We start from the raw sequence: 25,623 nt of genomic DNA on the forward strand, positions 1-25,623 counted from the left end.
CCAGGTGAAGGGATCCATATTCCCCGCTTAAGCCTGGTTCACAACTCCTAAAAAATCATCGTCATGGTGAAATCAGGGTAAACTTAAGAGAGACCTCAAAAGGAGGAAATGACAATGAAACGCTTATTGATTCTTACGGCGCTGATCCCGTTTGCCGCGCTCGCACAGCCACTCAATACGATGAATAACCCGAACCAGCCGGGTTACGTTATCCCGAGCCAGCAGCGTATGCAGACCGAGATGATGAGCCAGCAACAGCAGCAAAAAGGGATGCTGAATCAGCAGCTGAGAACGCAGACCCAGATGCAGCAGCAAAGCCTGCAAAATCAGATGAACGCCAACACCCAGCGCGTGCAGCAGGGGCAGGTGCGCGAGCAGCCGCTGCCGAACAGAAACGGCGGAATGTTAGGTGGGATGACCTCGTCAGGCAGCGGACAGCAGCATATGCTGCCGCCGCAGTCGAATGGCAGTATGCTTAATCCGCAGAACTAAAGTCCGGGCCGATCAAGTCAATCGCATCGGTACAGATGCTGTCCACGCCCCAGCGCAGCAGTTCGGCTGCACGCTGGGGTTTATTGACGGTGTAAACCAGAATATGCAGACCCGCGTCTTTCAGCACCTTCACCCGCGCCTCATCCAGCAGCTTGTGATTAAGATGAATAGAGACACACGCTAAGCGCGTCGTCAGCTCACGCCAGTCCTCGCGCCACTCGTCCAGCAATAGCCCGCGCGGCAGTTCCGGCGCTGCGGCCTGTGCGGCCTCCAGCGCATCGATTTCAAATGATGACAGCAGCGGCGCGGTCATCCCTTCCCACAGCTCGCGCGCGGCAAGGGCAATCACTTTGCCGGTCAGCGGCCCGGTGCCGGTGGTCGGTTTGATTTCGATATTGGCCATCATGCCGTGCTGGCGACAGCGGTCGGCCACTTCCGCCAGCAGCGGCAGCGGTTCGCCTTTGAATTCGCCGCTGTACCAGCTTCCGGCGTCGACCTTCAGCAGATCGCGCCACGGCAGCTCGCCCGCCACGCCCCAGCCGTTGCTGGTGCGTTCGAGGTTATCGTCATGCAGCAGGAAAATCTCGCCGTCTTTCGACAGCTTGGCGTCGAACTCGATCATGGTGTGGCCGTAACGCGCGCCAACATCAATCGCCGCCAGGGTGTTCTCCGGCGCCAGCTTACCGCCGCCGCGGTGGGCGACGACGTGGGGATAAGGCCAGTTGCTCATACTCGTTGTCCTGTTTCACCGTCAAAAAGGTGCAGATGATTTTCCGGCAGGTGCAGCCACAGCGTGCTGCCTGCTTTCGGGCGCTCCTGATGCGCCAGACGCACCACCATCTTTTGCTCGCCCCAGCGCCCGTGCGCCAGGTTATCTGCACCTAACATCTCCAGCGTGTCCATCACCAGCGGCACGCCGCCTTCCGCCTGAGAGGTTAAACCGATATGTTCCGGGCGGATACCGAGCGTCATCTTACGCCCGGCGTAGCCACGATAGTACCAGTTGATCGGCAATGCCATCCCGCTTTCCAGCTCAAAGTGCGTGCCCGTGCTGCTGATGCGCCCTTCGAGCAGGTTCATCGCCGGGCTGCCGATAAAGCTCGCCACAAAGCGGGTGGCCGGTTTCTCGTAGACTTCCACGGGGGTACCAATCTGCTCGGCAACGCCTTTGTTCATCACCATCACGCGCTGAGCGAGGGTCATGGCCTCAACCTGATCGTGGGTAACGTACAGTGACGTGGTTTTCAGACGACGGTGCAGCTGCTGCAGCTCAAGACGCATCTGCACGCGCAGCTTGGCGTCGAGGTTAGAGAGCGGCTCGTCGAAGAGGAATACCGCCGGATCGCGCACGATGGCGCGCCCCATCGCCACGCGCTGGCGCTGGCCGCCGGAGAGTTCGCGCGGGCGGCGCTTGAGCAGGCCGTCCAGCTCCAGAATGCGCGCCGCTTCTTTCACGCGCTCCTCAATATGGCCTTTGCCCATGCCGCGGATTTTCAGCCCCCAGGCCATGTTCTCCTCCACGCTCATGTGCGGGTAGAGAGCGTAGTTCTGGAACACCATCGCGATGCCCCTGTCTTTCGGCTCCATCTCGGTGACGCGCTGGCGGTCAATCCAGATATCCCCGGACGTCACGCGCTCCAGCCCCGCCACCATGCGCAGCAGCGTAGATTTGCCGCAGCCGGACGGGCCGACCATCACGATAAACTCCCCGTCCGCCACGTCGAGCGTCAGCGGCTGAATCACCTGGGTTTTGCCGTCCCAGCTTTTGGTTACTGCCTGAAGTTTTAAACCTGCCATCTTATTTCTCGCTATCGACCAGGCCGCGGACAAACGCGCGCTGCATGGCTAAAACAATGACTACGGGTGGGATTAGGGTGAGCAGCATCGCCGCCATCACCTGGTTCCAGAGGGTGGTGCCTTCGCCGGTGGCAATCATGCCTTTGATGCCCGCCACGGCGGTGCCGAGATTGACGTCCTGAATAATCAGCAGCGGCCACAGGTACTGGTTCCAGCCGTAGATAAAGGTGATCACAAACAGCGCCGCAAGGTTGGTTTTCGACAGCGGCAGCACGATGTCGCGGAAGAAGCGCATCGGCGACGCGCCGTCGATGCGCGCGGCTTCAATCAGCTCGTCCGGCAGGGTCATAAAGAACTGGCGGAACAGGAAGGTGGCGGTCGCCGAGGCCATCAGCGGCAGGGTTAGGCCCGCGTAGCTGTCGAGCATCTTCAGGTTGGCGATCACTTCCACCGTCGGGAAGATACGCACCTCCACCGGCAGCATCAGGGTAATGAAGATCATCCAGAAGAAGAGGTTGCGCAGCGGAAAGCGGAACCAGACGATGGCGAAGGCCGAGAGCATCGACACCGTAATTTTGCCGACGGTGATGCCAAACGCCATGATGAAGCTGTTGAGCATCATCAGCCAGAACGGCGCGCTGTTGGCGCCCACGCCCTTGGTCCAGATGGTCTTCATGTTCTCGAACAGATGTGTGCCTGGGATCAGCGTCATCGGCGTATCGAACACCGCTTTGGTGTCCAGCGTGGCGGCGACAAAGGCCACGTACAGCGGGAAGAGGATGACGATAATCCCCAGAATCAGCATGGTATGGCTGAAAATCGTCAGCCCGCGACGGTTCTCAATCATTGGTAGCGCACCTTACTTTCAACATAGCGGAACTGCACCACCGTGAGGATGATGACGAGGAACATCAGCACCACCGACTGCGCGGCGGAGGCCGAGAGATCCAGCCCGGCGAAGCCTTCGCGGTAGATCTTATAGATAAGCGTGGTGGTCGCCTGCACCGGACCGCCTGCGGTGGCCGCATCGATCACCGGGAAGGTGTCGAAGAAGGCGTACACGAGGTTAACCACCAGCAGGAAGAAGCTCACCGGGGCAATCAGCGGCAGCGACAGCCTGAAGAAGCGACGAATCGGCCCTGCGCCGTCAATGGCGGCGGCCTCCACCAGCGAACGCGGGATGGACTGCAGCGCGGCAAAGAAGAACAGGAAGTTGTAGCTGATCTGCTTCCACACCGAGGCGAACACCACCAGGAACATGGCCTGACCGCTGTTCTGGGCGTGGTTCCAGTCGTAGCCGAACTCTGCCAGGAAATGGGTAATCAACCCGCGACCGGGGTTAAACAGGAAAATCCACAGGACGGCGGCGACGGCGGGTGCCACGGCGTACGGCAGCAGCATCAGGGTCTGATACAGGCGGCTGCCGCGCACCACGTAATCCACCAGCGCGGCGAAAAACAGCGAGGCAACCAGACCGCTGACGGTCACCAGCGCGCTGAACCTGATCGTCGTCCAGAAGGCGTCCAGGTAGTAGCCGTCATGGAACAGCGCGGTAAAGTTGTCCAGCCCGACAAACTGGCTGGAGAGCCCGAACGGATCGACGCTTTGTACCGAGTACCACAGCGCTTCGCCCGCAGGCCAGATAAAGAAGATAACGGTGATGACCAGCTGAGGCGCGACCAGCAGGTACGGCAGCCAGCGGGAGCGAAACACCGGACGGGATGAGGACATGGAGATTTGATTCCTGAACAATGCCGGGTGGCGGCTACGCCTTACCCGGCCTGGATGGGGCACATCGTAGGCCCGGTAAGCGCAGCGCCACCGGGCGAATCACGGATTACGATTTCGTCGACTGCTCAAAGCGGCGCAGCAGCTGATTCCCGCGCTCTACCGCGGAATCCAGCGCCTGCTGTGGCGTTTTCTTCCCGGTCCAGACGCTTTCCAGCTCTTCATCCACGATGGTGCGGATCTGCGGCATGTTGCCCAGGCGCAGGCCTTTGGTGAACGGCAACGGCGGCTTGTTCAGCATCTGACGCGTCGCGATATCCGCGCCCGGGTTCTTGCTGTAGAAGCCCTGCTCGCGGGTCAGGTCATACGCGGCTTTGGTGATCGGCAGGTAGCCAGTCTTCTGGTGCCATTCGGCGGCGTTTTCCGGCTTCGCCAGGAAGTCGAGGAACTCGGCCACGCCTTTATAGGTGCCCTTGTCTTTACCCTGCATCACCCACAGGCTCGCCCCGCCGATGATGGCGTTCTGCGGCGCGCCCTTCACGTCGGCATCGTACGGCATCATGCCCACGCCGTAGTTGAATTTGGCGTAGTGACGGATATCCGCCAGCGAGCCGGAAGAGGCGGTGGTAATGGCGCAGTCGCCGTTATAGAACTTCTCGGTGGATTCGTCTTTACGCCCGAAGTAGCTGAAGTCGCCCTTCTTGTTCAGTGCTTCCAGCAGCGCGATGTGCTTCACCTGCTCCGGCTTGTTAAACTCCAGTACCGCGTCGGTGCCGTCGAAGCCGTTGTTTTTGGTCGCCACCGGCAGGCCATGCCAGGCGCTGAAGTTTTCGATCTGGATCCAGCCCTGCCAGCCGCTGGCGTAGCCGCACTTCATTCCCGCCGCTTTCAGCTTCGCGGTGTATTCGGCCAGGTCCTGCCAGGTTTTTGGCGGCTGCTCCGGGTCTAAACCGGCTTTCTTGAAGGCGTCTTTGTTGTAGTACAGCACCGGCGTGGAGCTGTTAAACGGCTGAGACAGCAGATGTCCGGTTTTGGAATCGGTGTAGTAACCCGCTACGGTTGGCACGAACTGGGATTCATCGAAGTTAATACCCGCTTCTTTGAACACTTCATAGACCGGCTTGATGGCTTTGGAGGCCATCATGGTGGCGGTGCCCACTTCATAAACCTGTAACAGTGCAGGCGCGTTGCCGGTACGGAAGGCGGCAATGCCCGCGCTCAGGCTCTGCTCGTAGTTGCCTTTGTACACCGGCACAATTTTGTAATCCGGATGGGTGTCGTTGAAACGCTGCGCCAGGGAGTCAACTTCTTTACCCAACTCCCCTTCCATGGAATGCCAGAACGGAATGGTCGTCACAGCCATTGCGTTCGTCGCAAAAGCCAGACCCAATGCCAGACCCAAAGCTGTGTGTCGTAACGATGTCATTGTCATCTCTCTTATTGTGCCGGATGCGCGATATCACGCGTTTTATGCTCGCGAGGTAACATGACATGCTCGAATGACAGAAAAATAACTGTTTGTTTACAGATAAGTGACAGCAAAGGGTCAGGGGGATGATGGTTGTGTGAAGGGGTGTAGTGGTTAAAAAAGCCGGGTGGCGGCTACGCCTTACCCGGCCTACTCGATCCCTGTAGGCCCGGTAAGCGCTGCGCCACCGGGCGATACAGACGGCTCAGCCGCCCAGGTAAGCGCTCCGCACCGCTTCGTTCGCCAGCAGCGCATCGCCGGTGTCTTCCAGCACCACGCGGCCGTTCTCCAGCACGTAGCCACGGTCAGCGAGCTTCAGCGCCTGGTTGGCGTTCTGCTCGACGAGGAAGATGGTCATCCCCTCTTTACGCAGCTGCTCAATGGTGTCGAAAATCTGCTGGATGATGATCGGCGCCAGGCCGAGCGACGGCTCATCCAGCAGCAGCAGGCGCGGCTGGCTCATCAGCGCGCGGCCGATCGCCAGCATCTGCTGTTCACCGCCTGACATGGTGCCTGCACGCTGGATGCGGCGCTCCCACAGGCGCGGGAAGAGTTCGTACACCCACTTGATGCGGGTCTGGTATTCATCGCGGTGGGCGAAGAAGCCGCCCATCGCCAGGTTCTCTTCCACCGTCATACGCGAGAACACGCGACGCCCTTCCGGAACAATCGCCACCGCCTCGCGCATGATTCTGGCGGTCTGCCAGTCGGTAATGTCTTTGCCGTCAAACACAATCCGCCCGCTGGTGGCGCGCGGGTCACCGCACAAGGTGCCGAGCAGCGTGGTTTTACCCGCGCCGTTGGCGCCAATCAGGGTGACGATTTCACCCTGGTTGATATGCAGGCTGACGTCGTGCAGCGCCTGGATCTTGCCGTAGTGCGCATTGACCTTGTCGAACGTTAACATCGCTTTTTCCATCTTATGCCTCACCCAGGTATGCGCGGATCACGTCCGGGTTGTTGCGGATCTCTTCCGGCGTGCCGTTTGCCAGCGGCGTACCCTGGTTAACCACGTAGATACGGTCGGAAATGCCCATCACCAGCTTCATGTCATGCTCAATCAGCAGAATGGTGGTGTCGTGATGATCGCGCAGTTCGGCAATCAGCTCGTCCAGCTCTTTGGTCTCTTTCGGGTTGAGGCCCGCCGCCGGTTCGTCGAGCATGAGGATTTCCGGCTGCGTCACCATGCAGCGCACAATCTCCAGGCGACGCTGATCGCCGTAGGCCAGGTTGCTCGCCTGACGGTTGGCGTGCTGCAGCAGGCCAATGCGGTCGAGCCAGGTGGCGGCGCGATCGAGCGCTTCATCCTGGGCGCGGCGGAAGGCCGGGGTTTTCAACAGGCCGGAGAACAGCCCGGTTTTCAGCTGCTGATGCTGCGCCACCAGCAGGTTCTCAATCACCGTCATCTCGCGGAACAGACGCACGTGCTGGAAGGTACGCACCACGCCCATGCGGGCAATCTGCTGGCCCGGCAGCCCTTCAAGATGCTGATCGCGCAGCATGATGGTGCCGCCCGTCGGCTTGTAGAAGCCGGTCAGGCAGTTAAAGACCGTGGTTTTCCCCGCACCGTTCGGGCCAATCAGGGAGACAATCTCTTTCTTGTGCAGATCCAGATTCACGTTGTTGACCGCCAGCAAGCCGCCAAAACGCATCATCAGACCGTTAACGGATAATAATGGCTGACTCATGCCTGCTCTCCTTTCGCTTGCCCGTTCTTCAGCTTCAGCTGTGGACGGGTCATCGGCAGCAAGCCCTGCGGACGCCAGATCATCATCAGCACCATCAAACCACCCAGCATTAACATGCTGTATTCGTTAAAGTCGCGCATCAGCTCGCGCGAGACCACCAGCAGGATGGCCGCCAGGATAACGGCGAACTGCGAGCCCATCCCGCCCAGCACCACAATCGCCAGCACAAAGGCGGATTCGGCAAAGGTGAACGATTCCGGGCTGACGAAGCCCTGACGCGCGGCAAACAGCGTTCCGGCGAAACCGGCAAACGCGGCGCTGATGGTGAACGCGGTCAGCTTGATGCGGGTCGGGTTCAGGCCCAGGGAACGGCAGGCAATCTCATCTTCGCGCAGCGCTTCCCACGCGCGGCCCAGCGGCATGCGCAGCAGGCGGTTAATCACGAACAGGGTGATGACCACCAGCAGCAGCGCCACCAGATAGAGCCAGATGACGCGATCGGACGGGTCATACTTCACGCCGAAGAAGTTACTGAAGGTGTCCCAGCCGCCTTCGCGGGCGGTGCGGCTGAACTCCAGGCCGAAGAAGGTCGGTTTCGGGATCTGGCTGATGCCGTTCGGGCCGCCGGTCACTTCGGTGTTGTTCAGCAGCAGGATACGGACGATTTCACCGAAGCCTAAGGTCACAATCGCCAGGTAGTCACCGCGCAGGCGCAGCACCGGGAAACCGAGCAGGAAGCCTGCGGCGGCAGAGACCAGCCCCGCCAGCGGCAGGCAGGTCCAGAAGCCGAGCCCGTAATAGTGGTTCAGCAGCGCGAAGGTGTAGGCACCGATGGCGTAGAAGCCGCCGTAGCCCAGCACCAGCAGACCTGAGAGCCCCACCACCACGTTCAGACCGAGACCGAGGATTACGTAGATCATGGTCAGGGTAGCGATATCCACGGTTCCACGAGACACCACGAACGGCCACGCCACGGCAGCCACCAGCAGCGCCACGAGGAACAGCTTCTGCTTAACGGTAGACCCGTCGATGGCCGGCAGGACGAATTTCGGCCCGGAGACGTTTTTCAGCGACTTCTGGAACAGCGGACGCAGCAGCTGGAACAGGAACACGACGGCGGTACCGATAAACACCCACTGCCAGCGGATGTCGGGGGCGGTATCCACCACCAGTTTGGTGCCATTCAGCTCAAGCTGGACGCCCATAAAGACGCCCGCCAGCACGAAGAACATGGCGGCAGAGAGCAGCGCCATTGCAAAATGCATCGGTTTCATACTTTCTCTACCTCCGGACGGCCCAGAATACCGGTAGGCATGACCAGCAGAACCAGAATCAGCAGGGCAAACGACACCACGTCTTTATATTCCGTGCTCAGGTACGCCGAAGAGAGCGCTTCCGCCACGCCCAGGATCAGGCCGCCAATCATCGCGCCCGGAATACTGCCGATACCGCCCAGCACCGCCGCGGTAAAAGCTTTCATCCCGGCCATAAAGCCGATGTACGGGTTGATCACGCCGTAGAACTGGCCGAGCAGCACGCCTGCGACGGCAGCCATCGCGGCGCCAATCACGAAGGTCAGGGCAATCACGCGGTCGGTGTTGATGCCGAGCAGGCTCGCCATCTTCAGGTCTTCTGCGCACGCGCGGCAGGCGCGTCCCATCCGCGAGTAGCGGATGAACAGCGTCAGGGCCAGCATCGCAATAAAGGTCACGACCCAGATAACCAGCTGCATGGTGGTGATAGAGGCCGCGAAGTTTTCGCTGGCTCCCACAATCCACTGGCCGTTAAACAGGCTTGGCAGCGCCACGTCGCGCGAGCCTTCGGTCAGGCTGACGTAGTTTTGCAGGAAGATCGACATCCCGATGGCGGAAATCAGTGCAATCAGACGCTTGGAGCTGCGCACCGGCCGGTAGGCCACGCGCTCGATGCTCCAGCCGTAGGCGCTGGCAATCACAATCGCGCCGACAAACCCGGCGGCGACCAGCAGCCAGCTGCTGTCGATGCCCATCATCATCAGGGCGGCGATAATCATAAAGGAGACATAGCTACCGATCATGTAGACCTCGCCGTGGGCGAAGTTGATCATGCCGATAATGCCGTAAACCATCGTATAGCCGATGGCGATCAGCGCGTAGGTGCTTCCCAGCGTGACGCCGTTAAACATCTGCTGCAGGAAATAGAGAAACTGCTCGGACATATGCAAACCTTTTTATACCCGCCCGTCATGCCGGGCGGTGGGATAATTATTTGGCGGCCGAAGACGAACCGTCGGCGTGCCACTTAAAGACACCAAACTCAAATCCCTTCAGATCGCCTTTCTCATCCCAGTTCAGCGGCCCAATCACGGTGTTCGCCCCGTGTGCTTTTAAATCTTTCACCAGATCCAGCGGTTCTTTGCTGCCGGTACGATCCAGCGCGGTGGCCAGAGACTGTACGGCGGCATAGGTGATCCAGACGTACGGACCACTCGGATCTTTCTTCTGCGCCTTGAGCGCATCCACGATAGCCTTGTTGGCCGGATCCTGGTCATAGCGTTTTGGCATCGTCACCAGCATGCCTTCGGCAGAATCCCCGGCGATGTTGGACAGGGAGGCATTGCCCACGCCCTCTGGCCCCATAAACTGAGTTTTCAGACCGGTAGCGCGCGCCTGACGCAACATCTGCCCCATCTCCGGGTAGTAGCCGCCGTAGTAAACAAAGTCGATATTCTCTTTTTGCAGACGGGCGATCAGCGCGGAGAAGTCTTTCTCACCGGCGGTAATGCCGTCGAAGAAGACGATGTTCGCGCCGCCTTTTTTCAGGCCGTCCTGAACGGAGCGCGCCAGGCCTTCGCCGTACTGCTGCTTGTCATGAATAATGGCGATACGCTGCGGCTTGACGGTTTCAAGGATGTATTTGGCGGCGGTAGGCCCCTGAGAGGAGTCCAGACCAGCGGTGCGCATGATGTGCTGGTAGCCGCGCTGGGTCAGCTCAGGGTTAGTGGCGCCAGGGGTGATCATCAGAATGCCTTCGTCTTCGTAGATGTCAGACGCGGGCTGGGTGGACGATGAGCACAGGTGGCCGATCACATACTGGATGCCATCGTTGACGATTTTGTTGGCGACCGCGACGGCCTGTTTCGGATCGCAGGCGTCGTCATACTCCACGCCCACCAGCTTGTCGCCCTTGATGCCGCCCTTAGCGTTGATGTCTTTGATGGCCTGGCGCGCACCGTTGAACTCCATGTCACCCCACTGGGCAACAGGGCCGGACATCGCACCCACTACCGCAACTTTTATGTCTTCCGCCATGGCGGCATGCGAGATCGACAGTGCGACCATCCCCGCGATTAACGTCTTCGCGTTCCTTTTCATCTCTGAATCCCCATTCGTGATGTCGTGTTTATATTTTGTTTTATTATGGTTAAAAAGCATTCTGTACTTTTAATGAACAACGCTATTTTTACCAGTGCCTTTAATGGTTTAGCGCAGGTTTTTGTCAAAAACCAGACTAAAATCTCTATTTTTCAGGCGATTAAGCAAAGATAATATTCTGAAATCAGGCAGAGATAAACAAATAAAAGTGCAGTTTGCAGCATAAAATAACGGTACAAAGCGCCGAATAAATCACTGCCATTCAGGTTAAAATCCTGCTTATTTTTCGATCCATGTGTTTTCAAACTGCCCAACGCGTTGCCAAAAAACTAATCACCTGGCAAACGGCGATAAAAAGAGGAAGCCGCTGAGCGAATAAATTGAGTACACTGCCTCTACTCAATTTGATTTGGACAAGCAGCTAATGAAACTGACTATCGTGCGTCTGGTGACCTTTAGCGACCAGGATCATATCGACCTGGGCAAGATCTGGCCGGAATATTCCCCTTCGTCGCTGGCCGTCGACGAAAATCACCGTATCTATGCCGCGCGCTTTAACGAGCGTCTTCTGGCCGCCGTTCGCGTAACGCTGAGCGGCACGGAAGGGGCGCTGGACTCGCTGCGCGTGCGTGACGTGACCCGCCGTCGCGGCGTGGGGCAGTATTTAATTGAAGAAGTGCTCCGCGAAAACCCGGGCGTGACCTCATGGTGGATGGCCGACGTGGGCGTGGAAGACCGCGGCGTGATGGCGGCGTTTATGCAGGCGTTAGGGTTTACGGCGCAGGAGAGCGGGTGGGAGAAGCGCTAAAAGAAAGCCGGGTGGCGGCTGCGCCTTGCCCGGCCTACAATTTCTACCGCATTTTCCCAAGCATTTCGTGTTGCAGGAAGGCGGCAAGTTATGAAATCCCCGGGAGCTTACATAAGTAAGCGACCGGGGTTGAATAACGCAGCCAACGCACCTGCGCGCGAAAGGCGACGGGAATATTATTTGGCGTCTGTCGCCGTGCCGTTCGCATGCCAGTCAAACACGCCGAACTCGAAGCCCTTCAGGTCGCCTTTCGTGTCCCAGGAGAGAGGCCCCATAACGGTTTCGACGGTGTTCGCTTTCAGCCAGGTGGCAATCTCAGCCGGATCGGCTGACTGGTTCAGGCCCGCCTGCAGCGACTGCAGCGCCGCGTAGGTGGTCCAGACGAACGCGCCGCTTGGATCCTGTTTCTTCGCCTTGATGGCATCTACGATAGGTTTGTTCGCAGGGACCTGGTCGTAGTTCTTCGGTTTGGTCACCAGCAGGCCTTCGGCGGATTCACCCGCGATGTTAGACAGAGAAACGTTCGCCACCCCTTCCGGGCCCATGAACTGGGTTTTCAGACCGGCTGCGCGCGCCTGGCGCAGGATCTGGCCCATTTCCGGGTGGTAGCCGCCGTAGTAAACAAAGTCGATATTCTCTTTCTTCAGACGCGCAACCAGCGTGGAGAAGTCTTTCTCACCGGCGGTGATCCCGTCGAAGAACACCACGTCGGCATTGGCTTTCTTAAGGTTGTCCTGCACTGAACGCGCCAGACCTTCACCGTACTGCTGCTTGTCATGAACAATGGCAATGCGTTTCGGCTTCACTTTTTCAACGATGTATTTCGCCGCGGTTGGGCCCTGGTCAGAGTCCAGACCGGTGGTGCGCAGGGTCAGCTTGTAACCGCGTGCGGTCAGCTCTGGTGCGGTCGCCGCCGGGGTGATCATCAGAATACCTTCGTCTTCGTAGATGTCAGACGCCGGCTGGGTAGAGGAAGAGCACAGGTGACCGATAACGTATTTGATCCCGTCGTTCACCACTTTGTTCGCGACCGCGACCGCCTGTTTCGGGTCACAGGCATCATCATATTTTACGATCTGCAGTTTTTCGCCCTTGATACCGCCCTTAGCGTTAATGTCTGCAACCGCCTGTTCTGCGCCAGTAAACTCCTGGTCGCCGTACTGCGCTACCGGACCGGACATGGCGCCAACCACAGCCACTTTGATGTCTGCCTGCGCCATGGTGCTGAATGCCAACGCGATACATCCTGCCAGTAACGCTTTACCCTTCATGTTCATCCTGAGATTCCCCATTATTATGGTTATTACGATTGTTGTGATGTTGTTGTGCAGCGCTTTATTTCAGTTATAGGTGTGCTGTTCGCGCTTTTTCAGCATACTCTGCTAAAACATACCCCATTTTTATGATTTTGGAATAGCAAATTTGAAATGAATATATGATAAGCCCGGCAGAGAGTTCCGCCGGGCATGTGGCTTTAACGTGTCAGCGACGCGGAGATAATGTCCAGCGCTTTACGGAACTGCACTTCGGGAATCGTCAGCGGATAGAGGAAACGAATGACGTTGCCGTAGACGCCGCAGCTCAGAAGCAGCAGACCTTCCTGCAATGCACGCTCCTGCACCTGGCGGGTAAATTCCGGCGCAGGCTGACCCGTTTGCGGATCGTTAAACTCCACCGCCACCATCGAGCCCTGCGCGCGAATATCCGCGATATACGGGCAGTGTTCCTTCGCCTTGTTCAACACTTCCACCAGGTGATGGCCAAGATGCGCCGATCGCGTGCAGAGATCTTCCTCATCAATCACGTCCAGCACGGCGTGCGCCGCCGCAATCGCCAGCGGGTTACCCGCGTAGGTACCGCCCAGCCCACCCGGCGCGGGGGCATCCATCACTTCAGCACGGCCCGACACCGCCGAGAGCGGCATCCCACCCGCCAGGCTTTTCGCCATAGTGATCAGATCGGGCTTCACGCAGTGGTGTTCCATCGAGAACAGCTTGCCGGTGCGGGCGAAACCGCTTTGCACCTCGTCGGCAATCAGCAAAATGCCGTGGGTATCGCACAGGGCGCGCAGCGCCTGCATAAAATCAGCCGGGGCGATGTTGAAACCACCCTCTCCCTGAACCGGTTCGAGAATAATCGCCGCGACCTGGTCAGGGGCAATATCCGCTTTAAAGATGCGTTCCAGGCTTTTCAACGCTTCCGCCGTGCTGACGCCGTGCAGTTCATTCGGATACTGGGCGTGATACACCGAGCCGGGGAAGGGTCCGAACCCGAGCTTGTACGGCGCAACTTTGCCGGTCAGCGCCATGGTCATAAAGGTGCGGCCGTGGAACGCGCCGCCGAAGGTGATAAGGCCGGGACGTCTGGTAAAGGCGCGGGCAATTTTCACCGCGTTTTCGACCGCCTCAGCCCCCGTCGAGAAGAACGCGGTTTTGGCCGGGCCGTCAATCGGCACGCGCTGGTTGATGCGCTCGGCAAGCGCCACGTAGCCTTCGTACGGCACAATCTGGTAGGCCGTGTGGGTAAACGCGTGGAGTTGTTTTTCGATGGCGGAAATAACTTTGGGATGGCGATGGCCGGTATTCAGCACCGCGATCCCGGCGGCGAAGTCGATGTACTCATTGCCTTCCACGTCCCACACCGTGGCGTTTTCGGCTTTATCGGCATAGAAGTTACACATCACGCCGATGCCGCGCGGCGTCGCCTGTAACCGCCGGTCGTTCAGTTCGTTGTTTTTCACCCTGTCCCCCTGAGAAAGTCGCCTGCTTAGCGCATCAGTAAGTGTTTGCCAGGGGGAGGGAATTCGCCAGAGCGGGCGCTAAAAAAACAAAACCCCCAGACTCTCATCCAGGGGTTCTCGGTGTACTTCGCGTTAATTACGCTTCGATAGCGGCGCGAAGTTTCTTCATGGCGTTCTTTTCAAGCTGACGGACACGTTCCGCAGAGACGCCGTAGCGGTCGGCCAGCTCCTGCAGCGTGGACTTGTTGTCTTCGTCCAGCCAGCGGGCGCGGATAATATCCTGGCTACGTTCGTCGAGGCCTTCCATCGCATAGCTCAGCTTGTTCGCGGCCTGATCTTCCCAGTTGTCCTCTTCGATGCCGTCGGCAAAGTTAGAGGTTTTATCCTGCAGATACAGAACCGGTGCCATCGGCTGGCTGTCAGATGCGTCGTCGTCGGAGGACATGTCAAAAGTCATGTCCTGCGCGGCCATACGGGATTCCATCTCACGCACGTCTTTGCTGGAAACACCCAGCTCGCGCGCCACCATTTCCACTTCATCCTGATTAAACCAGCCCAGACGCTGCTTGGTTTTACGCAGGTTGAAGAACAGTTTGCGTTGCGCTTTTGTCGTGGCGACTTTCACGATACGCCAGTTGCGCAGCACGTATTCATGAATTTCTGCTTTGATCCAGTGGACGGCGAAGGAGACCAGTCGCACACCCACTTCCGGGTTAAAGCGACGCACAGCCTTCATCAGGCCGATGTTACCTTCCTGAATCAAGTCCGCCTGCGGCAGGCCATAGCCCGCATAATTACGAGCAATGTGAACAACAAAGCGCAGGTGAGACAGGATCAGCTTTTTCGCTGCTTCCAGATCGCCCTGGTAATGCAGCTTTTCAGCAAGCTCCTTTTCTTCCTCGGCCGTTAACATCGGCCAGGTGTTCGCAGCCCGGATATAAGATTCCAGGTTACCAACAGGGGCTAAAGCTAAAGTTTGCATTTCTTTGGTCATTCATTCCTCTCAGTGTTTCTTCTGGTCCAGGCTGTCCCCGTCAGGCAACAACCATGCCAAAGCGTTTGAGCAACGAGATTAGCATTCACTCTTTTATCAGACAGTGATTTTATCCACAAGTTCCAGGTGCAACGGTGAATAAATTACGCACAAAATGTGACATGGAGATGATAACAGGGGAAGAGACAACAGGGACGCTTTCCCTGCAGAGCGAACATCTCGATGCAGGGAAAGATTATATCACGCTTTTATTAGTCGGGAGTAAAGTGACGTAAATGTTGAACGGTTGCCAGCCACGCTGCCACCCACCCAATCATTGAACACACCAGCAGCAGTAAGAGACACTCATCGAACCCTAAGCCGCTGATATCAAACTTGGTTCCGAAAACCTGCGCCACTTCAGTCACGGCAGAGGAAAGCCGCATCACCAAAATTTCTGACAATATCAGTGAAAGAAATGCGCCGGAAAAACCGAGCAGTGCGCCACCGTAAAGGAACGGTCGGAGGATGAAGCCATCCGTCGCACCAATCAGTTTCTGCACGTTAATGGTATCGCGACGAGCGAAGATGCTCAGGCGTACGCTGTTGCCAATGACGAGGAAGACAGCCGCCACCATCAGCACGCCAATCATCGCCGCGACGCGGCCTACCAGCCCGGTCAAAGCAGCGAGACGCGCAAACCAGCTGTCATCCATGCGCACTTCATCAATGCCCTTAATGCGCGTGATGCGATCGCGCAGGGTGTTAAGCGAATCGGTCCCCTGGAAATCCAGCTTCGGGATCACCACCGCCACGGCGGGCAGCGGGTTCTCTTCAAGCATATCCAGCGCACCGCCAAAGCCTGACCAGTTGCGGAACTCGCCCAGCGCGTCTTCACGTGAGAGATAGTTGACCTTCTCCACGCCCTGCTCGGCCTGAATTTGCCCAACCACCTGCGCCGCCGCGTTATCGTCGAGCGCTTTATCCAGATAGACCGTGATCTGCGGAGACGGATAATACTGCGACGCCGCCTGGTTGACGTTCTTGTAAACCATGTAGCAGACGCTTGGCAGCGTCAGGGAGATGGCGATTACCATCACCGTCAGGAACGTCGCCAGCGGTTTGCTTTTCAGGTCCTGCAGCGCGCCGTGGAACGCGTAGCGCACCTGCTCGTTAAAGACGTTGGTTTTGCGGGAGGCCGGTTTTGGCGCGGCCTTCTGGCGCTTCGGCGCATTACGATTGCCGTCACCACCGCCCTGCGGCTTACGGAAACGGTCAAACCGGTTCCCGAACTGCCGAATCTGGTTTATTGCATCACGCTTGTTCACCGTGGCCTCCGTGCAAATGCCCGTCGCTCAGGGTCAGCATGCGGTACGAACGACGGGAAATCAGCCCGATGTCGTGCGTTGCCATCAATACGGTAACCCCTACGCGGTTAAACTCCTCAAACAGACGCAAAATCCCTTCTGACAGGGCATCGTCCAGGTTACCGGTCGGTTCATCCGCCAGCAGCACAGCAGGCTTGTTCACCACCGCGCGGGCGATGCCCACGCGCTGCTGTTCACCGCCGGAGAGCTGGATCGGGAAGTTCTTCGCTTTGTCCAGTAGCCCGACCTTATCCAGCGCCGCAGAGACGCGGCGGCGGATATCGTCATAGCTGGCGCCGGCAATAATCAGCGGAATGGCCACGTTATCGAAAACGGTGCGATCCATCAGCAGGTGGTGATCCTGGAAAATCATGCCGATCTGACGACGCAGGAACGGCACCTCACGGTTTTTCAGACGGCTGATCTCATGGCCGCTGAAAAAGATTTTTCCGGCGCTTGGCCGCTCGATCCCACAGATAAGCTTGAGCAGGGTACTTTTCCCCGCGCCGGAATGGCCGGTCAGGAATGCCATCTCGCCCGGCTGCAGGTGGAAGGTCACCCCCTGCAGCGCTTGTCTCCCACCGAGATAGGCCTTGCTGACGTGTTCAAAGCGAATCATTGTTAGTCCTCTCGGGCAAATAATGCCTCAATAAAGTCGTCCGCCTTAAACGGACGTAAATCCTCAATACGCTCGCCCACACCGATGTAACGGATAGGAATGCCGAACTGGTCGGCCACGGAGAAGATCACCCCGCCTTTCGCGGTGCCGTCCAGTTTGGTCAGCGTGATCCCCGTCAGTCCTACCGCTTCATGGAACAGCTTCGCCTGGCTGATGGCGTTCTGTCCGGTGCTGGCGTCAATGGTCAGCATAATTTCATGCGGTGCGTCTTCGTCCAGCTTCTTCATGACGCGAACGATCTTCTTCAGCTCTTCCATCAGGTGCGATTTATTCTGCAAACGCCCTGCGGTATCGGCTATCAGCACGTCCACGTTACGCGCCTTCGCCGCCTGGATGGCGTCAAAGATCACGGATGCGGAATCTGCGCCGGTATGCTGAGCAATCACCGGGATGTTGTTGCGCTGGCCCCAGACCTGCAGCTGCTCAACCGCCGCCGCACGGAAGGTGTCACCCGCCGCCAGCATCACCGATTTGCCCTGCTGCTCGAACTGACGCGCCAGCTTGCCGATGGTGGTGGTTTTACCCACGCCGTTCACGCCAACCATCAGAATAACAAATGGCGTTTTGCCTTCAATATTAAGCGGTTCGTCAACTTTTGCGAGAATTTCACCCATCTCGTCTTTCAGCAGGCCGTACAGCGCTTCGGCGTCACGCAATTGCTTGCGGCTCGCCCCTTCGGTCAGATTAGTGATGATCTTACGGGTGGTTTCCACCCCAACGTCCGCAATCAGCAGTTGCTCTTCCAGCTCTTCAAACAGATCGTCGTCGATCTTCTTGCCGCGGAACAGACTGATAAATCCGGAACCTAAGTTTTCTTTGGTTTTAAGCAGGCTGCGCTTCAGGCGCGCGAAGAAACCCTCTTTGGTCGGTTTTTCCTGCTCCTGAACGATCTCTTCTTCGGCCTGCTCTTCTACGGGCACAACGATGACCGCTTCTTCAGCCGCTTCCGCCGCCAGCGCCTGGGCTTCCAGCTCTTCGTCGGTCAGCTCCGGCTCGAGCGCCGCTTCTTCTTCCACCGCCTCAACGATTTCAACGGTTTCCGCTTCGGCCTGCCACTCTTCGGCAGACACCGCTTCGTCTTTGACCTCTTCCGGCAGCGGAAGCTCTTCGTGTTCGATAGCAGCCTGTGGCGCTTCGATAGCGGCTTCTACGACAACCGGTTCTGGCTTCTCGCTCTCCTGAACCTGTTCAGTGACCTCAACCACCTCTTCAGCAAAGGTTTCAACCTCTTCTTTGCTGTGCGCCGTTTCTTCCGCATCGACAACCGCGGCGGTTTCTACTGGCGTTTCAGGCTGCGATGGCTCTTCAACGGCTTGTTGCTCTTCGGTTTTCTGTTCTGTTTCTTGCTCTTTTTCACCGAAGCCCAGCCAGGAAAAGAAGCCACGTTTTTTTTGTTTTGCCATCTGCGACTACACTCCTCGCGGCGCTATATACATGGAAGCTAAAAAAATGATGAAATAGTCTAACACTTTACTTAATTGACATCACCGCCCGCAATCGCAGGCCAATTGTTAACAGAGCTTTCCTGAGATGAAGAAACCCAACCGCGCCCCGGCCGGTCAAATTCGTATTATCGGCGGTCAGTGGCGAGGCCGGAAATTACCGGTGCCGGACAGCCCCGGTTTACGCCCTACTACCGACCGCGTGCGCGAGACGCTGTTTAACTGGCTGGCCCCGTCAATGGTAGACGCCCGCTGCCTGGACTGCTTCGCCGGTAGCGGCGCGCTCGGGCTGGAAGCGCTGTCGCGCTATGCTGCCAGCGCCACGCTGCTGGAGATGGAGCGCGGCGTGGCGCAGACGCTGCAGCAAAATCTGGCGACGCTGAAAGCGAGCAACGCGAAAGTGGTGAACACCAACACGCTGAGCTTCCTCGCGCAAAAGGGCACGCCGCACACCGTGGTGTTTGTCGACCCGCCGTTCCGCAAGGGGCTGCTGGAAGAAACGTTATCCCTGCTGGAGCAAAACGGCTGGCTGGCGGATGACGCATTGATTTACGTGGAAAGCGAAGTGGAAAACGGTTTGCCGCCGGTTCCCGCTCACTGGGATCTGCACCGTGAAAAAGTGGCAGGTCAGGTTGCTTATCGTCTGTATCACCGTCAGGCACAAGGAGGATCCGATGCCGGTACTGATTAATCTGGGACGTCTGCTGATGCTGGGCGTCTGGGCGTTTTTGCTGCTCAACCTGGTGCACCCGTTCCCGCGCCCGATGAATATTTTCGTTAACGTGGCGCTGATTTTCACCTCGTTCATGCACGCCCTGCAGATGGTGATGCTGAAAAACGGTCTGCCGAAAGACGGCCCGCAGATGACGGGCTGGCAGCAGCTGCGCGTGTTTATTTTCGGCGTGTTTGAGCTGCTGGTGTGGATGAAGAAGTTTAAGGCGCAGGTGAAGAAGTAAGGTGCGTTTAGTCGCCCGGTGGCGCTTCGCTTACCGGGCCTACGAAACCACGTAGGCCGGGCAAACGCAGTGCCGCCCGGCGTTACAACTCCGGAACAAACCCCTCAAACCGCGATCCTTTGTAACTCAGCGTTCCTTTTTCCCCCACCGTCAGCTGGTGGTACTGCTGCGCCTCCAGGCGGAAGGTCATCTCCAGGCCTCCCGTTTCCGGCTTAAAGCTCGCTTCATAACGCATTGTTGTGCCCGCAGGCGTCACCTGCTGCTGGCGCGAGCGGCGGTCATTGAGCGGCTTTTCGCGTTTGTTCGTCACCACCACGCGCTTTTGCATCAGCGGCGCGGCATCGTTATCCGCCTTCTCGCGGCGCTGCTGCACGAAGCGGAACGAGGCGGCAATGACGATAATCGCCACCACGATAATGAAAAACAGCGGCATCTTGCTCATTCAACTATCCCATCAGATTATGCGGAATTCAGGATACCCTGCCTTCCCCGGCATTGCCAAACGCCCGCCCGCGTCACTACACTGGATCAGAAACTGATTATTCAGACTTAACAGATACAGGGAGTTAATATGCTTTGGTCATTTATCGCTGTCTGTTTTTCCGCATGGCTTTATGTCGATGCGTCGTACCGTGGTCCCACCTGGCAGCGCTGGCTGTTTAAACCCGTCACGCTGTTGCTCCTGTTGCTGCTGGCCTGGCAAGCACCGATGTTTAATGCCGTCAGCTATCTGGTCCTCGCCGGGCTGTGCGCCTCTCTGATTGGCGATGCCTTAACCCTGCTGCCGCGCCAGCGCCTGCTGTATGCCGTAGGGGCATTTTTCCTGTCGCATCTGCTGTATACCATCTACTTCGCCAGCCAGATGACGCTCTCTTTCTTCTGGCCGCTGCCGCTGGTCCTGCTGGTGATTGGTGCCCTGCTGATCGCAGTGATCTGGTCGCGTCTGGAAGAGATGCGGTTGCCGATCTGCACGTTTATCACCATGACGCTGGTGATGGTATGGCTGGCAGGTGAACTGTGGTTCTTCCGTCCGACCGCTCCGGCGATGTCCGCGTTCTTCGGGGCCGCGCTGCTGCTGATTGGGAATATCCTGTGGCTGGGCAGCCACTATCGCCGCCGTTTCCGGGCGGATAACGCGATTGCCGCCGCCTGCTACTTTGCCGGGCACTTCCTGATTGTGCGTTCGCTGTATATCTAAATAACGCTTGACTCTGGAGTCGACTCCAGAGTGTATGCTGCGGTTAATGAGAAAATTATCATTGCCGGAGACTGCCATGTCGACTCCAGAAACACCCAAAAAAGTCCCTCAATTCTCGGCGCTTAAGCTCAGTCCCGTTCCGTCGAAAGATGGCTGCTGCTGCGAAGGCGCGTGCGAAACGCAAACTCAAACGCTTCCTGAAAGCGGCAACCGCTACAGCTGGGTCGTTAACGGCATGGACTGCGCCGCCTGCGCCCGCAAAGTGGAAAATGCGGTGAAACAGGTGCCGGGCGTCAGCCACGTTCAGGTGCTGTTCGCCACCGAAAAGCTGCTGGTTAGCGCCGATAACGACGTCAGCAAACAGGTTGAAGACGCGGTAAGCAAGGCGGGTTACAGCCTGCGTAGCGAAGCCGCGCCCGCGGAAAAAACCTCTTCACTGAAAGAAAACCTGCCGCTCATTACCCTGATCATCATGATGGCCCTGAGCTGGGGGCTGGAACAGATCAACCATCCGTTCGGCAACCTGGCGTTTATCGCCACCACGCTGGTCGGGCTGTTCCCGATTGCCCGTCAGGCGCTGCGTCTGATGAAAAGCGGCAGCTGGTTCGCCATTGAAACGCTGATGAGCGTGGCGGCCATCGGCGCGCTGTTTATTGGCGCGACGGCAGAAGCGGCGATGGTATTGCTGCTGTTCTTAATCGGTGAACGTCTTGAGGGCTGGGCGGCGAGCCGGGCGCGTAAAGGGGTCAGCGCGCTGATGGCGCTGAAGCCGGAAACCGCCACGCGCGTAGTAAACGGCACGCGTGAAACGGTCGCCATCACGACCCTGCGTCCGGGCGACGTGATAGAAGTCGCGGCAGGCGGACGCCTGCCTGCCGACGGCGCGCTGCTTACCGCCACCGCGAGCTTTGATGAAAGTGCCCTGACCGGTGAGTCCATTCCGGTTGAACGTGCCGCAGGTGAAAAAGTGCCTGCTGGCGCCACCAGCGTCGACCGTCTGGTGCAGCTCACCGTGCTTTCCGAGCCGGGTGACAGCGCCATCGACCGCATCCTGAAGCTGATTGAAGAGGCCGAAGAGCGCCGCGCGCCGGTCGAACGCTTTATCGACCGCTTCAGCCGCATCTACACGCCCGCCATTATGCTGGTTGCCCTGCTGGTCACCGTCGTCCCACCGCTGTTCTTTGGCGCGCCGTGGGAGGGCTGGATTTATAAAGGGCTGACGCTATTGCTGATCGGCTGCCCGTGCGCGCTGGTGATTTCCACCCCGGCGGCCATTACCTCCGGGCTGGCGGCTGCGGCACGTCGCGGGGCGCTGATTAAGGGCGGCGCGGCGCTGGAGCAGCTGAGTCAGGTGCAGCATATCGCCTTCGATAAAACCGGTACGTTAACCATCGGCAAGCCGCAGGTGACCGGCGTGTATCCGCAGGAAATCAGTGAAGACGAACTGCTGATCCTGGCCGCCGCCGTTGAGCAGGGTTCCACTCACCCGCTGGCGCTGGCGATTGTGCGAGAAGCGCAGTCGCGCGAGCTGAATATCCCACCGGCAACCGCTCAGCGGGCGCTGGTCGGGACAGGGATTGAGGCCACCGTTGACGGTAAAAAAGTTCTGATTGTCGCGGCGGGCAAGTCTTCTACTCCAGAGGTGGAGGCGTTAGAACAGACCGGACAAACTGTCGTGACCGTTATGCAGGACGGCGTCGCAAAAGGGATGCTGGCGCTGCGCGACACCCTGCGCGATGACGCAAAAGAGGCCGTGGCGGCGCTGCATCAGCTGGGCGTGCAGGGCGTAATTCTCACCGGCGATAACCCGCGCGCGGCGGCAACGATTGCCGGTGAGCTGGGGCTGGCGTTTAAGGCCGGATTACTGCCGGCGGATAAGGTCAGCGCGGTAACGGAGCTGAACGCGCACGCCCCGCTGGCGATGGTCGGAGACGGGATTAACGATGCCCCGGCGATGAAGGCGTCCACCATCGGCATTGCGATGGGCAGCGGCACCGACGTGGCGCTAGAGACGGCGGACGCGGCGCTGACCCACAACCGCCTGACCGGACTGGCGCAGATGATCGATCTTGCGCGGGCGACGCGTGCCAACATACGCCAGAACATCGGCATCGCGCTGGGGCTGAAGGGGATTTTCCTGGTGACCACCCTGCTCGGCATGACCGGACTGTGGCTGGCGGTGCTGGCGGATACCGGCGCGACGGTGCTGGTGACGGCGAACGCGCTGCGGCTGCTGCGTCGCCGGTAAAAAAACGCCCGGTGGCGCTGACGCTTACCGGGCCTACATATCCTGCTAAAACGTAGGCCGGGTAAGGCGAAGCCGCCACCCGGCTTTTTTTATAAGAAGTAGCTCATCGCCAGCCCTAAAAACAGCACCAGACCGACGTAGTTATTGTTCATAAACGCCTTGAAGCAGGCGTCGCGTTCGCGCTTCGCAATCAGCTTTTGCTGGTAGGCAAACAGCAGCCCCGCCACCAGCACCGACCAGTAAAACGCCCAGTTCAGCCCGTTCAGGCGGCCAATCGCCACCATCAGCGCCAGCACGGCGACCTGCAGAATCCCGATAATCAGCTTGTCCTGACGGCCAAAGAGGATGGCGGTGGATTTGATGCCAATTTTCAGGTCATCGTCGCGGTCAACCATCGCGTATTGCGTATCGTAAGCCACGGCCCAAAGTATGTTCGCCAGAAACATCAGCCAGCAGCTGAACGGTAAGGACTCACTAACTGCCGCAAACGCCATTGGAATCGACCAGCCAAACGCGGCGCCCAGCACCACCTGAGGCAGGTGGGTATAGCGCTTCATAAACGGATAAACCCAGGCCAGTGCCAGCGCCGCAACGGAAAGCAGTATGGTCATGGTGTTCAGGGTTAACACCAGCAGGAAAGAGAGCAGCACCAGAACAGCAAACAGCACGCGGGCTTCTTTCCCGGTCACCTGCCCGCTGGGTAACGGACGACCGGCAGTCCGCTTTACATGGCCGTCGAATTTACGATCGGCATAATCATTGACCACGCAGCCCGCTGCGCGCATCAGCCAGACGCCAGCAACAAACACGCCCAGGATCCACAGCGGCGGCACGCCCGGCGTGGCGACCCACAGCGCCCATAAGGTCGGCCACAGCAACAGTAACGCGCCAATCGGTTTATCGGTACGCATTAAGCGGTGATACGCCAACAGCTTATTCTGCGTCAGGCTCCACTCCATTTTTTCTTCCTCTTAGTACAACGGTGATGCCGGTAAAAAAAGCTCCGTCAGAATTAACGGTTTACCGCTCAGGCGAAGGCGGGAACGACGCCCCCAAAGTTCAGCATCACGACCAATCTCAATAAAATCCCGGGTAAGCTCAGACGAGGTGAAAAGGTAACGCCCCAGCGGCGTTTTCCCCAGACGTTGCAGCGCCAGCTCGGGCCCGGACAAAGTGGACTCGGGCACCACCGTCCGTCCGGCAAGCCACGGCTCGCCGTCAGCGCAGAGTAAAATTTCACGCAGCCAGTAACGTGGCTCGTGCGGCAGCAGCGGCAGCTCGTTGGCGATCTCATCGCCAGAGACAAACCCTTCCTGAATCAGGGTCACCGTGACCGTTTTTCCCTGCTGCTCAAAACGTTTTGTCATGGAATCTTCCAGCAACAGCCAGTCCAGCTGCTGCGGATCAAGCGCAGGTATTTGGTCGAAATAGCGCAGCGCACGCAGTTGCGTTAGCGCAGGGTGTGACATGCCAGACTCTCCGATACATAACGTACAGGCATTGTATCGCAGAAACGCGGATTGAGGGGGGCCAAACGTTATTTAACGATCACGATCGCAACAAGAGTGCAACAGCCCGGCGGAGACGAAAAAAAGTGCGCCCACTCAGGCGCACCAAACGACTAACAAATCAGCATTGTGGGGAAACGGTTACCCCTTGCCTTTTACACTGCTGATAAAGGTGGAACGGGCAGTGGTTGAACCTAAACGTTCGGCTTCATCAAGCAGCTTCAGCGCTTTATCGACATCGCCGCGCTTCACTGCCTGCTTGATGGCATTGTTGAAGTATTCTTCGGTGTCGTTAAGCACCGGCTCCGCTTTCTTCGCCGGGGCCGGCGCTGCAGTCGCTACCGGTGCGGCTGCCGTGGAAGCTGGCGCAGTATAGGCAGGCGCAGCGGTGTTGCCCACGGTGACAGGGCCGGTACCGGAGGAGCCAAACAGCGGGCCGACCAGGACGCTGGACGCACTGCTGGTCGACACTTTCAGCTTCACAAGGCCGTCAGTGGTGTGGCGGGCGATCGGATCCGGGATATCCGGTGCGGCGTTACCTACGCCTTTGGCATAGGCCTTCGCAGGATCAAGCAGCGTGGTGGTTTGCTGCAAATCTTTTTCCGTGGTGAAGACGAGTACATAAATTTTCTGCTGACCCAGCGCAGGCGTCAGGCGCATTACCCCTTCCAGGCGATCGGCGCTCATGACACCCGGTTCCTGATAGGTAAAATATTCGCTCGGGAAGAACGCAGAAGGCGTCATGTTCTGGTCAAGAATCAGCACGTTCGGCGCAAAGACGCTGGTCTGTTTATTGACTTCACTGGAGAGCGTTAACGTCAGTTCGCCAATGTTAGCGGGCACGCTGTACGCGACCACCGGACCACTAATACCCGGAACATTAAGCGGTTGCCCACCCGTCGAGAGCTGGGTCGTTTGGGCTTTAGATTGATCGACAGGCGTCCAGACCAGCTGTTGCAACGCAGCTGCCGGAATGGCCGGCGCGGATGTTGTGTTTTGCGGAACGAAATTCACATTAGCGAGCGTTACAGCAGGCGCGCTCGCCAGCAACCCTGCGGATAAACAAAGGGCAAGGAGAGTTTTGTTCATTTTCATTGTTATCACCTCAAAATGCACAGGTCAGCGGTAGCCAGGCAATAGCGCGCCGTCCCAAGGATTGAGGGGCTTGCGCCCCTCAG

The 25,623-nt window shown here is 58.3% G+C and carries 26 protein-coding genes; 6 read left to right on the forward strand and 20 right to left on the reverse strand.

The window, feature by feature from the left end; genetic code table 11:
* Positions 1-114: 114 nt before the first annotated feature.
* On the forward strand, positions 115-492 hold the full coding sequence (locus PI91_RS20185) for a DUF2756 family protein (RefSeq protein WP_008503356.1): 378 nt from the start codon (positions 115-117) through the stop codon (positions 490-492).
* Here the strand turns inward: PI91_RS20185 and ugpQ are convergent.
* The 10 genes from ugpQ to livK form a co-directional block, all read right to left on the reverse strand.
* Positions 476-1,222 carry a glycerophosphodiester phosphodiesterase gene (gene ugpQ / locus PI91_RS20190; RefSeq protein ID WP_039266982.1) on the reverse strand — a complete coding sequence of 249 codons (747 nt, stop codon included), beginning with the start codon at positions 1,220-1,222 and terminating at the stop codon, positions 476-478. The two genes, PI91_RS20185 and ugpQ, sit on opposite strands and share 17 nt — an antisense overlap.
* Positions 1,219-2,289 (reverse strand): sn-glycerol-3-phosphate import ATP-binding protein UgpC, encoded by a 1,071-nt coding sequence (locus PI91_RS20195; RefSeq protein ID WP_008503354.1) that lies wholly within the window; start codon positions 2,287-2,289, stop codon positions 1,219-1,221. Before PI91_RS20195 ends, ugpQ begins: the two co-directional genes overlap by 4 nt.
* Position 2,290: 1 nt before the next feature.
* Complete coding sequence (ugpE, locus tag PI91_RS20200; protein ID WP_039266983.1) at positions 2,291-3,136, reverse strand: sn-glycerol-3-phosphate ABC transporter permease UgpE; 846 nt, start codon at positions 3,134-3,136, stop codon at positions 2,291-2,293.
* Positions 3,133-4,020, reverse strand: a complete 888-nt coding sequence (ugpA, locus tag PI91_RS20205) for a sn-glycerol-3-phosphate ABC transporter permease UgpA (RefSeq protein WP_039024665.1) — start codon at positions 4,018-4,020, stop codon at positions 3,133-3,135. The genes ugpE and ugpA overlap by 4 nt, the downstream gene beginning before the upstream one ends.
* A gap of 106 nt (positions 4,021-4,126) precedes the next feature.
* Entirely contained in the window at positions 4,127-5,443 is a 1,317-nt protein-coding gene (ugpB, locus tag PI91_RS20210; RefSeq protein WP_023326491.1) for a sn-glycerol-3-phosphate ABC transporter substrate-binding protein UgpB, read from the reverse strand.
* Between the two features lie 247 nt (positions 5,444-5,690).
* Positions 5,691-6,404 (reverse strand): high-affinity branched-chain amino acid ABC transporter ATP-binding protein LivF, encoded by a 714-nt coding sequence (gene livF / locus PI91_RS20215; protein ID WP_008500102.1) that lies wholly within the window; start codon positions 6,402-6,404, stop codon positions 5,691-5,693.
* A 1-nt stretch (position 6,405) separates the two neighbouring features.
* The gene (gene livG, locus PI91_RS20220) at positions 6,406-7,173 is read right to left on the reverse strand and encodes a high-affinity branched-chain amino acid ABC transporter ATP-binding protein LivG (protein WP_008500101.1); all 768 of its coding nucleotides are present in this window, start codon (positions 7,171-7,173) and stop codon (positions 6,406-6,408) included.
* Entirely contained in the window at positions 7,170-8,447 is a 1,278-nt protein-coding gene (gene livM, locus PI91_RS20225; protein WP_008500100.1) for a branched chain amino acid ABC transporter permease LivM, read from the reverse strand. The genes livG and livM overlap by 4 nt, the downstream gene beginning before the upstream one ends.
* Positions 8,444-9,370 (reverse strand): high-affinity branched-chain amino acid ABC transporter permease LivH, encoded by a 927-nt coding sequence (livH, locus tag PI91_RS20230; RefSeq protein ID WP_008500099.1) that lies wholly within the window; start codon positions 9,368-9,370, stop codon positions 8,444-8,446. Before livH ends, livM begins: the two co-directional genes overlap by 4 nt.
* Before the next feature lie 46 nt (positions 9,371-9,416).
* On the reverse strand, positions 9,417-10,526 hold the full coding sequence (gene livK / locus PI91_RS20235) for a high-affinity branched-chain amino acid ABC transporter substrate-binding protein LivK (protein WP_008500098.1): 1,110 nt from the start codon (positions 10,524-10,526) through the stop codon (positions 9,417-9,419).
* Between the two features lie 424 nt (positions 10,527-10,950).
* Here livK and panM point away from each other — a divergent pair, with 424 nt between their 5' ends.
* Positions 10,951-11,334, forward strand: coding sequence for an aspartate 1-decarboxylase autocleavage activator PanM (gene panM, locus PI91_RS20250; RefSeq protein ID WP_008500097.1), 384 nt, complete (start codon positions 10,951-10,953; stop codon positions 11,332-11,334).
* A gap of 176 nt (positions 11,335-11,510) precedes the next feature.
* Here the strand turns inward: panM and livJ are convergent, their stop codons facing one another.
* The 6 genes from livJ to ftsY form a co-directional block, all read right to left on the reverse strand.
* Positions 11,511-12,611: a branched chain amino acid ABC transporter substrate-binding protein LivJ gene (gene livJ, locus PI91_RS20255; RefSeq protein WP_021242735.1), complete on the reverse strand. Its 1,101-nt coding sequence runs from the start codon at positions 12,609-12,611 to the stop codon at positions 11,511-11,513.
* Between the two features lie 197 nt (positions 12,612-12,808).
* The gene (locus tag PI91_RS20260) at positions 12,809-14,074 is read right to left on the reverse strand and encodes a 4-aminobutyrate--2-oxoglutarate transaminase (RefSeq protein WP_039266984.1); all 1,266 of its coding nucleotides are present in this window, start codon (positions 14,072-14,074) and stop codon (positions 12,809-12,811) included.
* Between the two features lie 136 nt (positions 14,075-14,210).
* The gene (gene rpoH / locus PI91_RS20265) at positions 14,211-15,068 is read right to left on the reverse strand and encodes an RNA polymerase sigma factor RpoH (RefSeq protein WP_008500093.1); all 858 of its coding nucleotides are present in this window, start codon (positions 15,066-15,068) and stop codon (positions 14,211-14,213) included.
* A gap of 251 nt (positions 15,069-15,319) precedes the next feature.
* Positions 15,320-16,375 carry a permease-like cell division protein FtsX gene (gene ftsX, locus PI91_RS20275; RefSeq protein WP_023326488.1) on the reverse strand — a complete coding sequence of 352 codons (1,056 nt, stop codon included), beginning with the start codon at positions 16,373-16,375 and terminating at the stop codon, positions 15,320-15,322.
* Positions 16,362-17,033 (reverse strand): cell division ATP-binding protein FtsE, encoded by a 672-nt coding sequence (ftsE, locus tag PI91_RS20280; RefSeq protein ID WP_008500091.1) that lies wholly within the window; start codon positions 17,031-17,033, stop codon positions 16,362-16,364. Before ftsE ends, ftsX begins: the two co-directional genes overlap by 14 nt.
* Positions 17,034-17,035: 2 nt before the next feature.
* Positions 17,036-18,496 carry a signal recognition particle-docking protein FtsY gene (gene ftsY / locus PI91_RS20285; protein ID WP_039266986.1) on the reverse strand — a complete coding sequence of 487 codons (1,461 nt, stop codon included), beginning with the start codon at positions 18,494-18,496 and terminating at the stop codon, positions 17,036-17,038.
* A 127-nt stretch (positions 18,497-18,623) separates the two neighbouring features.
* On the opposite strand from ftsY, the gene rsmD reads away from it, so the two are divergent.
* Positions 18,624-19,226, forward strand: a complete 603-nt coding sequence (rsmD, locus tag PI91_RS20290; protein WP_008500089.1) for a 16S rRNA (guanine(966)-N(2))-methyltransferase — start codon at positions 18,624-18,626, stop codon at positions 19,224-19,226.
* Entirely contained in the window at positions 19,210-19,491 is a 282-nt protein-coding gene (locus tag PI91_RS20295) for a DUF1145 family protein (protein WP_008500088.1), read from the forward strand. Before rsmD ends, PI91_RS20295 begins: the two co-directional genes overlap by 17 nt.
* An 82-nt stretch (positions 19,492-19,573) precedes the next feature.
* Here the strand turns inward: PI91_RS20295 and PI91_RS20300 are convergent, their stop codons facing one another.
* Complete coding sequence (locus PI91_RS20300; RefSeq protein ID WP_008500087.1) at positions 19,574-19,933, reverse strand: DUF2500 domain-containing protein; 360 nt, start codon at positions 19,931-19,933, stop codon at positions 19,574-19,576.
* A 129-nt stretch (positions 19,934-20,062) separates the two neighbouring features.
* On the opposite strand from PI91_RS20300, the gene PI91_RS20305 reads away from it, so the two are divergent.
* Together PI91_RS20305 and zntA are read left to right on the forward strand one after the other, a co-directional pair.
* Positions 20,063-20,689: a lysoplasmalogenase gene (locus PI91_RS20305; protein ID WP_039266987.1), complete on the forward strand. Its 627-nt coding sequence runs from the start codon at positions 20,063-20,065 to the stop codon at positions 20,687-20,689.
* A gap of 76 nt (positions 20,690-20,765) precedes the next feature.
* Positions 20,766-22,937 carry a Zn(II)/Cd(II)/Pb(II) translocating P-type ATPase ZntA gene (zntA, locus tag PI91_RS20310; protein WP_039266988.1) on the forward strand — a complete coding sequence of 724 codons (2,172 nt, stop codon included), beginning with the start codon at positions 20,766-20,768 and terminating at the stop codon, positions 22,935-22,937.
* An 89-nt stretch (positions 22,938-23,026) separates the two neighbouring features.
* Here the strand turns inward: zntA and ubiA are convergent, their stop codons facing one another.
* The 3 genes from ubiA to malM all read right to left on the reverse strand — a co-directional run bounded on the left by ubiA (position 23,027) and on the right by malM (position 25,540).
* Positions 23,027-23,896, reverse strand: a complete 870-nt coding sequence (gene ubiA, locus PI91_RS20315) for a 4-hydroxybenzoate octaprenyltransferase (protein WP_039266989.1) — start codon at positions 23,894-23,896, stop codon at positions 23,027-23,029.
* Between the two features lie 12 nt (positions 23,897-23,908).
* Positions 23,909-24,406 (reverse strand): chorismate lyase, encoded by a 498-nt coding sequence (ubiC, locus tag PI91_RS20320; RefSeq protein WP_021242729.1) that lies wholly within the window; start codon positions 24,404-24,406, stop codon positions 23,909-23,911.
* A 180-nt stretch (positions 24,407-24,586) separates the two neighbouring features.
* The gene (malM, locus tag PI91_RS20325) at positions 24,587-25,540 is read right to left on the reverse strand and encodes a maltose operon protein MalM (RefSeq protein WP_025912217.1); all 954 of its coding nucleotides are present in this window, start codon (positions 25,538-25,540) and stop codon (positions 24,587-24,589) included.
* Positions 25,541-25,623: the final 83 nt, after the last annotated feature.

The sequence above is a fragment of the Enterobacter sp. FB genome (assembly GCF_000805795.1).
GTDB lineage: Bacteria > Pseudomonadota > Gammaproteobacteria > Enterobacterales > Enterobacteriaceae > Enterobacter > Enterobacter roggenkampii.

Coding starts and splice junctions, on each gene's coding strand:
- ugpB (WP_023326491.1), bottom strand. CDS start 5,443: ATGACATCGTTACGACACACAGCTTTGGGTCTGGCATTGGGTCTGGCT.
- PI91_RS20300 (WP_008500087.1), bottom strand. CDS start 19,933: ATGAGCAAGATGCCGCTGTTTTTCATTATCGTGGTGGCGATTATCGTC.
- malM (WP_025912217.1), bottom strand. CDS start 25,540: ATGAAAATGAACAAAACTCTCCTTGCCCTTTGTTTATCCGCAGGGTTG.
- livG (WP_008500101.1), bottom strand. CDS start 7,173: ATGAGTCAGCCATTATTATCCGTTAACGGTCTGATGATGCGTTTTGGC.
- rsmD (WP_008500089.1), top strand. CDS start 18,624: ATGAAGAAACCCAACCGCGCCCCGGCCGGTCAAATTCGTATTATCGGC.
- livF (WP_008500102.1), bottom strand. CDS start 6,404: ATGGAAAAAGCGATGTTAACGTTCGACAAGGTCAATGCGCACTACGGC.
- livJ (WP_021242735.1), bottom strand. CDS start 12,611: ATGAACATGAAGGGTAAAGCGTTACTGGCAGGATGTATCGCGTTGGCA.
- livH (WP_008500099.1), bottom strand. CDS start 9,370: ATGTCCGAGCAGTTTCTCTATTTCCTGCAGCAGATGTTTAACGGCGTC.
- ugpQ (WP_039266982.1), bottom strand. CDS start 1,222: ATGAGCAACTGGCCTTATCCCCACGTCGTCGCCCACCGCGGCGGCGGT.
- rpoH (WP_008500093.1), bottom strand. CDS start 15,068: ATGACCAAAGAAATGCAAACTTTAGCTTTAGCCCCTGTTGGTAACCTG.
- ftsE (WP_008500091.1), bottom strand. CDS start 17,033: ATGATTCGCTTTGAACACGTCAGCAAGGCCTATCTCGGTGGGAGACAA.
- PI91_RS20195 (WP_008503354.1), bottom strand. CDS start 2,289: ATGGCAGGTTTAAAACTTCAGGCAGTAACCAAAAGCTGGGACGGCAAA.
- PI91_RS20295 (WP_008500088.1), top strand. CDS start 19,210: ATGCCGGTACTGATTAATCTGGGACGTCTGCTGATGCTGGGCGTCTGG.
- PI91_RS20305 (WP_039266987.1), top strand. CDS start 20,063: ATGCTTTGGTCATTTATCGCTGTCTGTTTTTCCGCATGGCTTTATGTC.
- livK (WP_008500098.1), bottom strand. CDS start 10,526: ATGAAAAGGAACGCGAAGACGTTAATCGCGGGGATGGTCGCACTGTCG.
- panM (WP_008500097.1), top strand. CDS start 10,951: ATGAAACTGACTATCGTGCGTCTGGTGACCTTTAGCGACCAGGATCAT.
- ugpE (WP_039266983.1), bottom strand. CDS start 3,136: ATGATTGAGAACCGTCGCGGGCTGACGATTTTCAGCCATACCATGCTG.
- PI91_RS20185 (WP_008503356.1), top strand. CDS start 115: ATGAAACGCTTATTGATTCTTACGGCGCTGATCCCGTTTGCCGCGCTC.
- ubiA (WP_039266989.1), bottom strand. CDS start 23,896: ATGGAGTGGAGCCTGACGCAGAATAAGCTGTTGGCGTATCACCGCTTA.
- ftsY (WP_039266986.1), bottom strand. CDS start 18,496: ATGGCAAAACAAAAAAAACGTGGCTTCTTTTCCTGGCTGGGCTTCGGT.
- zntA (WP_039266988.1), top strand. CDS start 20,766: ATGTCGACTCCAGAAACACCCAAAAAAGTCCCTCAATTCTCGGCGCTT.
- livM (WP_008500100.1), bottom strand. CDS start 8,447: ATGAAACCGATGCATTTTGCAATGGCGCTGCTCTCTGCCGCCATGTTC.
- ugpA (WP_039024665.1), bottom strand. CDS start 4,020: ATGTCCTCATCCCGTCCGGTGTTTCGCTCCCGCTGGCTGCCGTACCTG.
- ubiC (WP_021242729.1), bottom strand. CDS start 24,406: ATGTCACACCCTGCGCTAACGCAACTGCGTGCGCTGCGCTATTTCGAC.